The organism is Pseudomonas sp. R37(2017) (genome assembly GCF_002113375.1).
In the GTDB taxonomy this organism is placed as follows: domain Bacteria; phylum Pseudomonadota; class Gammaproteobacteria; order Pseudomonadales; family Pseudomonadaceae; genus Aquipseudomonas.
The window spans coordinates 534,091-547,306 of the sequence record NZ_NEHO01000002.1; the positions used below are offsets into that span (position 1 = coordinate 534,091).

Annotated in this window: 14 protein-coding genes; 3 read left to right on the plus strand and 11 right to left on the minus strand. The window is 60.0% G+C overall.

Going from position 1 to position 13,216, the window contains the following annotated elements; genetic code table 11:
* Window positions 1-34: 34 nt before the first annotated feature.
* Window positions 35-979, minus strand: coding sequence for a choline ABC transporter substrate-binding protein (locus CAG47_RS05650; RefSeq protein WP_085723936.1), 945 nt, complete (start codon window positions 977-979; stop codon window positions 35-37).
* 441 nt (window positions 980-1,420) lie between these two features.
* On the opposite strand from CAG47_RS05650, the gene CAG47_RS05655 reads away from it, so the two are divergent.
* Together CAG47_RS05655 and CAG47_RS05660 are read left to right on the plus strand one after the other, a co-directional pair.
* A complete protein-coding gene (locus CAG47_RS05655; protein ID WP_085723937.1) occupies window positions 1,421-2,797 on the plus strand; it encodes an L-serine ammonia-lyase in 1,377 nt (458 codons plus the stop codon).
* Window positions 2,798-3,322: 525 nt separating this feature from the next.
* Complete coding sequence (locus CAG47_RS05660; protein WP_007975492.1) at window positions 3,323-4,426, plus strand: GlxA family transcriptional regulator; 1,104 nt, start codon at window positions 3,323-3,325, stop codon at window positions 4,424-4,426.
* 111 nt (window positions 4,427-4,537) lie between these two features.
* Here CAG47_RS05660 and CAG47_RS05665 read toward each other — a convergent pair whose 3' ends face one another.
* From CAG47_RS05665 to CAG47_RS05695, 6 genes are all read right to left on the minus strand, one after another.
* Entirely contained in the window at window positions 4,538-4,804 is a 267-nt protein-coding gene (locus CAG47_RS05665) for a hypothetical protein (RefSeq protein WP_085723938.1), read from the minus strand.
* Between the two features lie 385 nt (window positions 4,805-5,189).
* Window positions 5,190-6,353 (minus strand): gamma-butyrobetaine dioxygenase, encoded by a 1,164-nt coding sequence (locus tag CAG47_RS05675; protein ID WP_085723939.1) that lies wholly within the window; start codon window positions 6,351-6,353, stop codon window positions 5,190-5,192.
* Between the two features lie 13 nt (window positions 6,354-6,366).
* Entirely contained in the window at window positions 6,367-6,843 is a 477-nt protein-coding gene (locus tag CAG47_RS05680) for a thioesterase family protein (RefSeq protein WP_085723940.1), read from the minus strand.
* Between the two features lie 163 nt (window positions 6,844-7,006).
* Window positions 7,007-7,972 (minus strand): L-carnitine dehydrogenase, encoded by a 966-nt coding sequence (locus CAG47_RS05685; RefSeq protein ID WP_085723941.1) that lies wholly within the window; start codon window positions 7,970-7,972, stop codon window positions 7,007-7,009.
* Between the two features lie 212 nt (window positions 7,973-8,184).
* Window positions 8,185-9,072 carry a 3-keto-5-aminohexanoate cleavage protein gene (locus tag CAG47_RS05690; protein ID WP_008019488.1) on the minus strand — a complete coding sequence of 296 codons (888 nt, stop codon included), beginning with the start codon at window positions 9,070-9,072 and terminating at the stop codon, window positions 8,185-8,187.
* A gap of 96 nt (window positions 9,073-9,168) precedes the next feature.
* Window positions 9,169-10,113 (minus strand): choline ABC transporter substrate-binding protein, encoded by a 945-nt coding sequence (locus tag CAG47_RS05695; RefSeq protein ID WP_085723942.1) that lies wholly within the window; start codon window positions 10,111-10,113, stop codon window positions 9,169-9,171.
* A gap of 210 nt (window positions 10,114-10,323) precedes the next feature.
* Here CAG47_RS05695 and CAG47_RS05700 point away from each other — a divergent pair, with 210 nt between their 5' ends.
* Window positions 10,324-11,268 (plus strand): GlxA family transcriptional regulator, encoded by a 945-nt coding sequence (locus CAG47_RS05700; protein WP_085723943.1) that lies wholly within the window; start codon window positions 10,324-10,326, stop codon window positions 11,266-11,268.
* A 113-nt stretch (window positions 11,269-11,381) separates the two neighbouring features.
* Here CAG47_RS05700 and CAG47_RS05705 read toward each other — a convergent pair whose 3' ends face one another.
* The 4 genes from CAG47_RS05705 to CAG47_RS05720 all read right to left on the minus strand — a co-directional run bounded on the left by CAG47_RS05705 (window position 11,382) and on the right by CAG47_RS05720 (window position 13,006).
* Entirely contained in the window at window positions 11,382-11,798 is a 417-nt protein-coding gene (locus CAG47_RS05705; RefSeq protein WP_085723944.1) for a DUF3010 family protein, read from the minus strand.
* Window positions 11,799-11,830: 32 nt separating this feature from the next.
* The gene (locus tag CAG47_RS05710; RefSeq protein ID WP_085723945.1) at window positions 11,831-12,154 is read right to left on the minus strand and encodes a helix-turn-helix domain-containing protein; all 324 of its coding nucleotides are present in this window, start codon (window positions 12,152-12,154) and stop codon (window positions 11,831-11,833) included.
* On the minus strand, window positions 12,138-12,392 hold the full coding sequence (locus tag CAG47_RS05715; RefSeq protein ID WP_085723946.1) for a type II toxin-antitoxin system RelE/ParE family toxin: 255 nt from the start codon (window positions 12,390-12,392) through the stop codon (window positions 12,138-12,140). Before CAG47_RS05715 ends, CAG47_RS05710 begins: the two co-directional genes overlap by 17 nt.
* Window positions 12,393-12,604: 212 nt before the next feature.
* Window positions 12,605-13,006: a lysozyme inhibitor LprI family protein gene (locus tag CAG47_RS05720; protein ID WP_085723947.1), complete on the minus strand. Its 402-nt coding sequence runs from the start codon at window positions 13,004-13,006 to the stop codon at window positions 12,605-12,607.
* Between the last annotated feature and the right edge of the window lie 210 nt (window positions 13,007-13,216).

Here is a 13,216-nt window from a genome sequence, read left to right on the forward strand (position 1 = left end):
AGCCCGGACGGCGTGCGCCGTCCGGCATAAGCGATTACTGCAGTTTGGCTTTAACGGCCTCCAGGCCAGGTTTACCGTCAATGGTGGTTACGCCAGCGAGCCAGGTATCGAGCACCTGTGGATTCTTTTTCAGCCAGGCCTTGGCGGCCGCCTCAGGCTTCATCTTGTCGTCCAGGATGTTGCCCATCAGTTCGCTTTCCATGTCGACGTTGAACTCCAGGTTTTTCAACAGCTGGCCCACGTTGCTGCATTCCTCGGCGTAACCCTTGCGGGTGTTGGTCGCTACGGTGGCGGCGCCGAAATCCGGGCCAAAGAAATCGTCGCCGCCGGTCAGGTATTGAATCTTGAAGCGCTTGTTCATCGGGTGCGGCGCCCAGCCGAGGAAGACTACGGCGGTGTCGCGTTTCTGCGCACGATCGACCTGCGACAGCATGCCGGCTTCGCTGGATTCGACGACCTTGAAGCCGGCGTCCTTGAGGCCGAAGGCGTTCTTGTCGATCATGCTCTGGATCAGGCGGTTGCCGTCGTTGCCCGGCTCGATCCCGTAGATCTTGCCGTCGAGTTCTTTCTTGAATTTGGCGATATCGGCGAAGTCATGCAGCCCCTTGTCGTACAGGGCTTGAGGAACCGCCAGGGTGTACTTGGCACCCTTGAGGTTGGTACGCAGGGTTTCCACGGTGCCGGCATCGCGGTAGGCCTTGATGTCGTTTTCCATGGTCGGCATCCAGTTCCCCAGGAACACGTCCATGTTCTTGCCGTCGGCCAGGGACTTGTAGGTCACGGGGACGGAAATCATGGTGGTCTTGGTCTTGTAGCCGAGGGCGTTGAGCACCACGCTGGTGGTCGCGGTTGTCGCGGTGATATCGGTCCAGCCGACATCGGAGAAGTTCACGGTACTGCACTGTGCCGGTTCTGCGGCTTGCGCCAGAACCGGCAGGCTAAGCATGGCGGCCAACAACAACGACGGGGAACCTTTCATGGATGGACTCCTTGGTGTTTTTTTTTTTTGGCAGTGTTCCGACTTGGACTACCGCACTTATAGGTTGCGGTTGGGTGGCGTTCTTGTGACGGCTCTACCGCAGCGCCTTTGCAATCGAGTCGAATAAGATCATGTACCAGTGAAAATCTGACGCCTACAGGGTGCGTCGTAACCAGTACAGGGATGGTCGCATCCAGTGTCGGTGACGTCGTTTACAGATTTTTTCAGCCCCTTTTCCCCATCTGCACCGCCAAAAACAGTGAAAACATGGCGTAAAACGCACACGGCGTTCGTGGACATGAGTGCGTCGGTCCGAGACGTCGAGCGACACGACAAAAGCCGGATGATGCGGCCATCTCGGCGGATTGCAGCTTGAGCGTAGCAGCTCCGTCATCGTGCGCTTTCGCGTGCGCAGTGGGCCTATCCAGGAGTTCGGCAGTAATGGCTATCAGTGTTTTCGACCTGTTCAAAATCGGCATCGGCCCTTCCAGTTCGCACACCGTGGGACCGATGCGCGCGGCGGCGCTATTCGTACAGGATCTGCGTGAGCGCGGGCTGCTGGAGCGGGTGCGGCGTGTCGAAGTTCAGCTTTATGGTTCGCTGTCGGCCACCGGCATCGGCCACGGCAGCGACAACGCGGTGATCATGGGCCTGATGGGCGAGTGGCCGGATGCGATCGATCCGTCGCAAATCGGCGTCCGCATCGCCACCCTGCGCGAAACCGACACGCTATTGCTCGATGGTCGTCTGCCGGTGTCGTTCGTCTGGGCACGGGACATGCGCCTGATCGATGAGAACCTGCCGTTTCACCCCAATGCCATGACCCTGGTCGCCGAAGGCGATGACGGCGAGTTGCATCGCGACACTTATTATTCGGTCGGCGGCGGTTTTGTCGTCGATCAAGCCCAGGCGTCCAGCGGTGTCGTCGATCTGGATGGCACTGTATTGCCTTACGATTTTTCCAGCGCCGCGGAGTTGTTGGAGCTGTGCAGGAAACACGGCCTGAGCGTGGCTGAATTAATGATGGCCAACGAGAAGGTCTGGCGCAGCGAAGAGGAAATCCGCAGCGGCCTGATGAAACTCTGGCGTGCCATGCAGGATTGCGTCGAGCACGGCCTCAAGCACGAAGGCATCCTGCCCGGTGGCCTGAACGTGCGGCGGCGTGCGGCCAAGTTGCATCGCAGTCTGCAGGAACTGAACAAGCCCAATGTGATCGGCTCGACTCTGAGTGCGATGGAGTGGGTCAACCTCTACGCATTGGCGGTCAACGAAGAAAACGCCGCCGGTGGGCGCATGGTCACGGCGCCGACCAATGGTGCGGCGGGAATCATTCCTGCGGTGTTGCACTACTTTATGAAGTTCAGCGAAGACGTGACCGACGCCAATGTCGTCGATTACTTCCTCGGCGCTGCGTCGGTCGGGATCCTGTGCAAGAAGAACGCTTCGATTTCCGGTGCCGAAGTCGGCTGCCAGGGTGAAGTCGGTTCGGCCTGCGCCATGGCGGCGGCGGGGCTGGCGCAAATCCTCGGCGCTACACCGGAGCAAATGTGCAACGCGGCGGAGATCGGCCTGGAACACAACCTCGGCCTGACCTGCGACCCGGTGGGTGGGCTGGTCCAGGTGCCGTGCATCGAGCGCAATGCAATCGCTGCTGTGAAAGCGATCAATGCGGCGCAAATGGCATTGCGCGGTGATGGTCAGCACTTTATCTCGCTGGATCGAGTGATCCGCACCATGCGCGATACCGGTGCCGATATGCATGACAAATACAAGGAGACATCGCGGGGTGGGTTGGCGGTGAGTGCGGTGGAGTGCTGAGTCAGTAGCACCGAGTCGCATTGTTCGCGAGCAGGCTCGCTCCCACAGGGCTCGGTGGGAGCGAGCCTGTTCCGGGCGGCGTTCCGACGAAGGCGTCAAACCAGTCAAAATTGCGCGTTAAGTGAACACCTGCTGGAAAACGCGCCACCTTTTGGCGCGTCGCTTACAGATAAATCGCCCTGCCGGTGATCAGGCTTCATCGAGTCCTCGACCACCCGTCGCCCGTGCCTGCGGTGACACTCCTTTCCATCGTGGCGCAATGCTGTTCCCACAAGTGCTACCGAATTGCTCACAGTGTGTGGACCGAGGCGCGTGCCGGCCCTGATGGCCATTTAAATCCCCCCACCTTGCGCGTCATATATAGACACATTCCGACGTCGTTTTCAGGAGTTATTGAACGCACATTCAAAAATAGGCATGGCAATTGCTCTGTCATTACAAAGCCCGTCTCCAATGCGAGAACGATGGCAATAACAAGAGCCTCCGCCTGAGGCCATCACCCGCTTTGTGTGAGGAGATACCGCGATGACGACGTTCAACTCCGGGGCCCAACCCCAGAACCGTGCGCCTCAATCCATCGGCTTTCTGCTGCTGGACAATTTCACACTGATTTCTCTGGCCTCTGCAGTCGAACCCTTGCGCATGGCCAACCAGTTGTCCGGTCGCGAGCTGTATCGCTGGACCACCCTCACCGTCGATGGCGGCCAGGTCTGGGCCAGTGACGGTCTGCAGATCACCCCCGACGCTTCCATGCACAAAGCCCCGCCGATGGACACTGTCATCGTGTGCGGCGGTATCGGCATCCAGCGCACTGTTACCCGCGAACACGTGTCATGGCTGCAGAGCCAGGCTCGCCAGTCCCGTCGTCTCGGCGCGGTCTGCACTGGCAGCTGGGCCCTGGCCTGCGCCGGCCTGCTGGACGGTTTCGATTGCAGCGTGCACTGGGAATGCCTGGCGGCGATGCAGGAAGCTTTCCCGCGGGTAGCGATGAGCACTCGTCTGTTCACCCTCGACCGTAACCGTTTCACCAGTTCGGGCGGCACCGCGCCACTGGACATGATGCTGCACCTGATCAGCCGCGATCACGGCCGTGAACTGTCGGCGGCCATTTCGGAGATGTTCGTCTACGAGCGCATCCGCAACGAACAGGATCACCAGCGTGTGCCGCTCAAGCACATGCTCGGCACCAATCAACCGAAGTTGCAGGAAATCGTTGCGCTGATGGAGGCCAACCTCGAAGAGCCGATCGACCTCGACGAATTGGCGGTGTATGTCGCGGTGTCCCGTCGGCAGCTCGAACGCCTGTTCCAGAAATACCTGCACTGTTCGCCGTCGCGTTACTACCTCAAGCTGCGCCTGATCCGTGCGCGCCAGCTGCTCAAGCAAACGCCGATGTCGATCATCGAAGTGGCGTCGGTGTGCGGTTTCGTGTCCACGCCGCACTTCTCCAAGTGCTACCGCGAATACTTCGGCATTCCGCCGCGTGACGAGCGCGTAGGCTCCAATACCACCCAGCAAGTGGCGATGATGCCGCTGCCGCAAGCGCTGGTGCTGTCGCCGTTGTCCGGTCCGTTGTCGGCACTGAGCCAGGCGCGCAATGAGTCGACGTTTGCCAGCGTAAGGCTCTAGACCGAGGCGCCTTTATCGCGAGCAGGCTCGCTCCCACAGGTTATCGGATTGTTCACACATTTTGTGTTCAACCCCGATCTCCTGTGGGAGCGAGCCTGCTCGCGAATGGATTTATCGGCCTGGGTGGCTCTGCTGATACTCCGCCAATGCCGGCAGCAACTGCTTGTCGATCGCCTGGCGCACCGCCGGCAGGATGGTCGCGCTGCTGGTGTACATCTGCTTGACCATGGTGCGCAGCACGATGGCTCGCTCGTTGTTCAAACCGCGCACCGCAAACTCGCAGGCCTGCTCGGCAGTGGCGCCGTTCGGCACTTGAAAGCCCAATGAAATGAGATGGCCCAACAGGTCTTCCTGGTCTATCAAATCGGCGTGCATCATGACGCAATCCTTCTTCAGGGAACGGTGTCGTGGTTCGATTCTGGTGGGGGTGCCGAGTGTCGGCAAGGGCGATTTGTCACAATGGCAGCAATGGCTATGAACAGGTCGTTTTCGGGCAACTTGCCGGCCGAAGGAGGGGGCACACTGGACTCAGCTCGCTTCACGAAGGTTTGGTCACCCAAGCGTGGCAGCTCCTCAACAGTACCCTCTGCCTCGGTCATGTCACGGCTTGACCGGGGTTTTTTTTGCTCGTTTTTTCTGTGTTGTCTGTGCGGACGCCATCGCGGGCAAGCCGCGCTCCCACAAGGTCAGGGTTGCCACAGATTTGGTGAACGACACCAAACCTGTGGGAGCGCGGCTTGCCCGCGATGAACGATAACGCGGTCTAGCGCTGTAACACGAGGATCCGCGACAGCAACTCATCCCGGTCGACATAGCAGCCCTGGAAATGTCGCGCTCCGGTGGCGGGGTCGAAGGCGTTGCGGGCATGCAGCGTGCGACGGTTGTCGAAGCACCACAGCTCACCTGGGTTGAGCCGCTGCATCAGGCGGAACCGGGGTTCGCGGGTCATCGCGATAAAGCGCCGGTAGGCTTGATAGAGCCTGGGCATCTGCTCTACCGAGGCATCGAACGGTCCGCGCAGAAAGTTGGCCATGCGGATTTCCGACACCTGCCCCAACGCATCCAGGGCAATGATGGGTGCGAGGCAACGGTAGTCGCTGTGGCGGTCCTTGTTGCGAAATTCCACGGGGATTTCGCAGAGGCTTTTGAACGACTCGGGATCTTCCCGGCGCAAGGCGTCGGCAATGGCAAAACCGTCGACGAAAATGCTCTCGCCACCCTCGGCGTCATTGACCAGGCAGTGCAGGAATTGCAGACCCGGTTGCAACTCGCGGGTTGGCAGATCGGTGTGCAGCGGCAGGTTGAAAGCGGTGTAGGCGTTGCTGTCGGCGTCGGCCTTGGACTGCACGTTGAACAGCACGCCGAAATTGCTCTCGCGGATGAAAGAAATGCGTTGGGCGACCTGCTTCAACGAGCCGGGTTCGGTGGGTACGCCACGGACCTGGGTCAGCCCGACATCCCGCACCGCCAGCAGCCATTGCAGCAACGCCTGGGAGTCGTTCATCAACGCCTGATAGTCGAACACCGGCAACTGCAAATCACTGTGCCAAAGCCTGGCTTTGGGCTTGTGTGCCTGACGTTCGGCGCGGGACTCGTCGTCATAGGCATGGGCGCGCAGCCAGCCGGGATCGAAGCGGCTGGCGTGGCCATCCTGCCAAGCCACCGACAGGCAGCCTTCCGTGTCGATGTGTACGGCGTCAGGCATCAGATCCCGGGCCACATCGACGATTTCCAGCACTTGCTCGCGGGTCACGGTGTAGACGCACTGCGGGCACGGGCAGTTATCCCGCAGCCATTGATGGTGGAAAGGGCTGACGCGATCGTCGGCCCACTTCACCAGAACACGGTCCGCCAGGGTCTGCACGCCAGTCAGCGCGCTGATCAACGGATAGGTACGAAAGTCGGCAAATGCAGCGGCGGTGTTCATGGCGATCTCCTTGTTATTTTTTTGGCGGTAATGCGATCACTCGGCCAATGTACTCGGGGGACGGCAGGTCCGCCTGTTCGGCGACGATGGCTTGCAGTCGGTTCAAGGACTGTTCGCTGAACGGTGCCGAACGCGGCCCGTCGAGGTCCACGTGCAGCAGCATCTGTTCGTTGCCTGCAAGTTCCCGGGCGTCACCGACCAGGTGCAGGCTGTGATAGAGGTGCACGCGCTTGCTGTCGTGGGCAATGATTTGGGTGTGCACTTCGACTTGGGCGTCGAGCTTCACTTCGTGCAGGTAGTTGAGGTGCAGTTCGAGGGTGAACAGCGAGTTGCCGCTGGCTTCGCGACTGTTGCTGTCCAGGCCCAGGCGATCCATCAGGGCATCGGTGGCGTAGCTGAAAATCAGCAGGTAGAAGGCATCGCGCAGGTGGCCGTTGTAGTCGACCCAGTCGGGGATGATGGTGGTCTGGTAGGTGGTGAGGGTGGGCATGATATCTGTTCCAACATTGGTGGTGACTGGACTGCCGTCTTCGCGGGCAAGCCCGCTCCCACAGTGATTTGTGGTGTGAACACTGACTTTTTCACTCAACAGAACCCTGTGGGAGCGGGCTTGCCCGCGAAGAGGCCGGTACTGCTGGCCTCATAACATGAGACTACTCGCTGAACGCCATCCCATGCTTCTCTTTGGTGGTTTTCACCGCCTCCAGCACCGCCAGCAGGCAGTCATCACGATAGCGCTCCAGCGCCGAAATGCTGTGTTTGCCCAGTTGATCGCTGGTGCCGTCGACTACGTCGTCGATCAGTTTGTCTGTCAGTTCCGGCGCCGGCAGGTAAGTCCAGGGTAACTGCAACGCTGGACCAAACTGCGCCATGAAGTGACGCATGCCGGCATCGCCACCCGCCAGGGTGTAGGTCAGGAACGTGCCCATGAACGACCAGCGCAAGCCCGCGCCAAAGCGGATTGCATCGTCGATTTCGCCGGTGGTCGCCACGCCGTCGTTGACCAGGTGCAGCGCCTCGCGCCACAGCGCTTCGAGCAGGCGGTCGGCGATGAAGCCCGGCACTTCCTTGCGCACGTGCAACGGGCGCATCCCCAAGGATTCATAGACTTTCATCGCTGCCTGCACCGCTTCAGGGGCGGTGTTCTTGCCGCCGACCACTTCCACCAATGGCAGCAGGTAAACCGGGTTGAACGGGTGGCCGACCACACAGCGTTGCGGGTGCGTGGCGCTTTCGTAGAACTCGCTCGGCAACAGGCCGGAGGTGCTGGAGCCGATCAACGCATTGGGTTTGGCCGCCGCGCTGATTTTGCTGTGCAGGTCCAGTTTCAGTTCCAGACGCTCCGGGGCGCTTTCCTGGATGAAGTCGGCATCGCGCACGCACTCTTCGATAGTCGTGACAAAGCGCAGGCGATCCTGCGATGCACCGGGTGCCAGGCCTTGTTTTTCCAGTGCACCCCAGGCATTTGCAACGCGTTTGCGCAGGGCTGCTTCGGCACCGGGAGCCGGGTCCCAGGCCACCACGTCCAGGCCATGGGCGAGGGCGCGGGACACCCAGCCGCTGCCGATGACACCGCTGCCTAACGCTGCGAAGGTTTTGATTTCGGTGATAAAGCTCATGGCGATTTCCTGAAGAGTTCGGTGATCCCTAGTGGGAGTGGGCTTTGTGGCGAGGGGGCTTGCCCCCGTTGGGGCGCGAAGCGGCCCTAAAACCAGAAACTGCAGTGTTCCAGATACAACAGGTGCAATGATTTACGACTGCTTCGCAGTCGAACGGGGGCAAGCCCCCTCGCCACAAAAGCTCGCTCCCACAGGGGGAAATGGGTGATGGATTAGCCGCGCTGGGTCAGGCCCATTTTCTTGCGGCCCTCAGCCGGGGTCAGGACGCGGGCACCGAGGCGGCTGAGGATTTCCGTGGCGCGTTCGACCAGTTGACCGTTGGTCGCTAGCACGCCCTTGTCCAGCCACAGGTTGTCTTCCAGGCCGACGCGCACGTTGCCGCCGAGCAACACCGCTTGCGCCGCCATCGGCATCTGCATGCGGCCGATACCGAAACCGGCCCAGACCGCGTCGGCGGGCAGGTTGTCGACCATGGCTTTCATGGTCGTGGTGTCCGCCGGGGCGCCCCACGGGATGCCCAGGCACAGCTGGAACAGCGGGTTGTCGAGCAGGCCTTCCTTGATCATTTGTTTGGCGAACCACAGGTGACCGGTGTCGAAGATTTCCAACTCGGCCTTCACGCCCAGCTCCTGGATGCGCTTGGCGCCAGCACGCAGTTGGGCAGGGGTGGAGACGTAAATGGTGTCGCCGTCACCGAAGTTCAGGGTGCCGCAATCCAGGGTGCAGATTTCCGGCAGCAGCTCTTCGACGTGGGCCAGGCGGGTCAGCGGACCGACCAGATCAGTATTCGGGCCGAACTCCATCGGATTCTCGCCGGCGCCGATTTCCAGGTCGCCACCCATGCCTGCGGTGAGGTTGACGATGATGTCCACATCCGCCTCGCGGATGCGCTCCATCACCTCACGATACAGCGCCACGTCACGGCTGAACTTGCCGGTTTGCGGGTCGCGCACATGGCAGTGAACCACGGTGGCGCCGGCCTTGGCGGCTTCCACGGCGGCGGCCGCGATCTGTTTCGGGGTGACCGGCACGTGGGGGCTCTTGGCGGTCGTGTCGCCAGCACCGGTGAGTGCGCAGGTGATGATGACGTCGTGGTTCATTTGGCGGTTCCTTACAGGCGAGTTTGTGGGTTTTGGCCAGGCGTGGCCGTCCCGTTCGCAGCCCGTCGGGGCTGCGAGTCGGTGCTTCGTTCGGGTTTACTTACTGGTCAGTTGCAGGTTTTCGGCGGCCGGTTTGCCATCGAAGGTGGTGACGCCTTCAAGCCAGCGTTTTTTGTCCTGCGGGTGATCCTTGAGCCATTGTCTGGCCGACTCGAAAGCGTCCTTGTGATCCAGCAGCGGCTGCATCATCCGGCTCTCGTCTTCGGCGGTGAATGTCAGGTTGCTCAGCAGGCGAGCGATGTTCGGGCATTGTTCGGCGTATGTCGGTGCGGTGACGGTCCACACGGTGGCCTTGCCTTCGTTCGGGCCGAGGGCGTCGTCGCTGCCGCTGAGGTAGGTCATTTTCACGTTGACGTTCATCGGGTGCGGTGCCCAGCCGAAGAACACCACGGCTTCGTTGCGACGCACGGCGCGATCCACCGCGGCGAGCATGCCGGCTTCACTGGACTCGACCAGCTGGAACTTGCCGAGGCCGAACTGGTTCTTGGCGATCATCGCCTTGATCTGGGTGTTGGCGCCCGAGCCGGGCTCGATGCCGTAGATCTTGCCGCCCAGTTCTTTTTCGAATTTGGCGATGTCAGCGAAGGTTTTCAGGCCCTTGTCGGCGAGGTAGGTCGGTACGGCGAGGGTCGCGCGGGCGTCCTGCAGGCTTGGCGCTTCAAGCACCTTGACCTGTTTGGCGTCGACGAACGGGGTGATGGTCTGGGTCATCAGCGGGTTCCAGTAGCCGAGGAACAGGTCCAGACGCTGGTCGCGGATCCCGGCGAAAATGATCTGCTGGGAGGCGCTGGTTTGCTTGGTGCTGTAGCCGAGGCCATCGAGCAATACCTGGGTCATGGCGCTGGTGGCGATCACGTCGGTCCAGTTCACTACACCCATGCGCACGTTCTGGCACGCGGCGGGCTCTGCGGCCATGACACTGGCGCTCAGTAACGCGGTACCACTGAGTGCAAGAACACAGCTGCTGATCAGTCGTTTCATTCTCGGGTTCCTCGGCAGTTCGTTTATTGTGAGTTCCGGTGTCTGATGCGCCGGTGATGCCAAGTTACGCAGCCAAGCGGCCGTGAAAGCGCACTGCGGCGACCAGCTCTTGCACTGTGGCGACCTGTGCTCTTGAATGCCGCTCGCAACTGGCGTATCAACGTCCTCACGCTACCCGCCATCTCGCTCCCTGCCAGTCGAGTGCGCTCCATGTCCCAGGATTTCTACTTCTTGTTGATGCCGGGTTTCTCGGCCATTGGATTCATCTCGGCCATCGAGCCGTTGCGGGTCGCCAATCGCTTTCGCGGCGAGCTCTATCGCTGGCATGTGCTGAGCGCGGATGGCGGGGCGGTACTGGCGAGCAACGGCATGTCGGTCAACGCCGATGCGGCGCTGGAACCGTTGAAAAAAGGCGCGACGCTGCTGGTGGTTGCCGGTTTCGAACCCTTGAAATTCACCTCCCCGGCGCTGGAGCACTGGTTGCGCCGCCTGGACAACGAAGGCGTAACCCTCGGCGCCATCGACACCGGCAGTTTCATCCTCGCCGAAGCAGGCCTGCTCGACGGTCATCGCCTGACCCTGCACTGGGAAGCCATCGACGCTTTCAAGGAGTCCTACCCGCAGCTGAGCGTCACCCAGGAGCTGTTCGAGATCGACCGTCGGCGCATCACCTGCGCCGGTGGCACGGCGTCCATCGATTTGATGCTGGATCTGATCGCCCAGGCCCACGGCCCCGACCTGGCGATCCAGGTCAGCGAACAATTCGTGCTCGGCCGCATCCGCACGCGCAAAGACCACCAGCGCATGGAAGTCGCCACCCGTTATGGCATCAGCAACAAGAAGTTGGTGCACGTGATCGGCGAGATGGAACAGCACAGCGAACCGCCGCTGAGCACGCTGGAACTGGCGGAATCGATCAAGGTGACACGGCGACAGCTGGAGCGCCTGTTTCGCCTGCATCTGAACGACACGCCGAGCAATTTCTATCTGCGCTTGAGGCTGGAGAAAGCCCGGCAGTTATTGCGACAAACAGACATGAGCGTGCTGGAGGTGAGCATTGCCTGCGGGTTTGAATCGCCGTCGTATTTCACCCGCAGTTATCGGGCGAAGTATGAGCGTTGTCCGCGGGAAGATAGGCGTACCGAAAAGGCATAAACGCTGGGGAAACCTGTGGGAGCGAGCCTGCTCGCGAAAGCGGTTTGTCAGTCAAACTGACGTTGACTGGTGTACCGCCTTCGCGAGCAGGCTCGCTCCCACAATTGATCTGATTATTTTTTCAGTAACGCCGAACAAGCCGCCTTATAAGCCTCATGCTGATACTTGTTCAGCGTCGCCGGCAGTTCAAACCCGTGTTTCTTGGCTTGGGCATTGATGGTCTGCGGCGACAGCAGGGTCACCTCGCAATGCTCCAGCAACTGCAAAACCCCTTCGATCTTGAACGTCGTCGGCCCACCGGCGAATTCGCCTTTCTTGCTGCGCTTCTTGATCGCCATTCGATCTATCGAATTCTCGCGAACAAAAGAAGCAACCTGAGCAGCGAAAACCTTCACGTTCGCGGATTCGTCGTCATCGTCGAGGGCGATTTTCTTTGTGGCTAGCGCCACGTGGTTCAACGACGGACCCTCCAGCGTCGCCACGGCGATGATCGCTTCGCTGCCTTTGATTTCGATGCCGCAGACTTTCATGTTGAATCCCTTTGCTGGCTGAAGCGTGCAGCTTACAGCTCAAGTTGACTGGCGTTGATGCCAAAAGCTGCCGCAATTTTTTCGCGGGTGGCCCTGCGCGGCTTGGCGACCGTTTCCTGTTGGGCGAAAGCCGGTTGGGAAATGCCCATGCGTTTGGCCACTTCATCCTGGGTAAGGTTCAAGTGTTCGCGCCAGGCGCGGATGGGCGTGGCGCCATCGACGATACGGCTGACCACCTCGTGGGGGATCAGGTCTGGCTCGATCCTTTGCGCGACATATTGCGCATAGGGAATGACCACGAATGCGGGGTTGCCGTTTTCGTCGTTGATGATTTGAACCTCAGTAGGTGCGTTCATCGCGTTTTTTGACCTCTTGAATACTGACCACTTTGATCGCGCCATCCCAGTCGAACATGACCCGATAATTACCGACACGTAGTCGGTAAGCGTAATCATGACCAACCAGTGCTTTGACTTGAGCCACATCGGGCATGCCAGCGAGCGCCGTGATGGCATCACGAACCTGAATCTGGTGAACGGAATGCAATCTCAAAAGTTGCTTAACGGCCTTTCGAGTCCAGTGGATGCTGTTCATGGAAGAATATAAGTCTTTTATAAGATTTGCGAATCTTTACTTATATTTTTGTGGTCGGCCATCAACAACATTTGTCGGCATGTTGCATGAAAAGTCCGCAGAGTAATGGCTTTGGACAGAAGCTGTAGGTCAGATCAGAGTGCTTTGTGGGAAAAGGTTTTTTGGCGATTGAAAGCTGGTGGTAGTGCCAGCTTTCAGCGGAATATTCAGGACTATTCCTGCCCAATCGACTCCAAAAACTCCGACCGTTCATCGCTCATTCGCGCCACGCAATCGTTTTGCGCGATGGTGAACGCCTTGCTGCCGCTGGTGGCCGGGAAGGCTTCGACGGCGCAGTCGGCATCCCGAGTCTTCAGCCATTGCTGTTGGGCGGCCTTGATCTTGGCGGTGATGTCGGCCAATTGCGAAGGGTTTTTGCCGTATTGCGACTGCATGCGGTCGGTCAGGCCTTGGAGATTTTCCTTGAGCAGGTCTTCGGCGGTGGTTTTGCTGAAGACCGAGCACTCGAGGGTCTGGACATCGTTTTCGACTTTGTCGCACGGGTTGTCGTCGGACACCTCTGCCGCGTGTACGCCGGTCGTAATCAGTGCCAAAGCCAGAAGGATGGATTTCATTCAGGTCGCCGCTCTATTCCAGTGATGCGGCGAATTCTGGCCCAAGCGCAACGCCTTGAACAGGGCGTCAATCGAGCCTTGCGGCGACCCTTTGTCGCGGATTGACGCTTTCGGCAAACCCCCTGTCGTTTTTGCACCCGGCTGCCCCCGCACCGAGGCATATGCTGGCTCCAAAGCGCCGGCAGACGATTCGGCGCATGAATCGCTAAC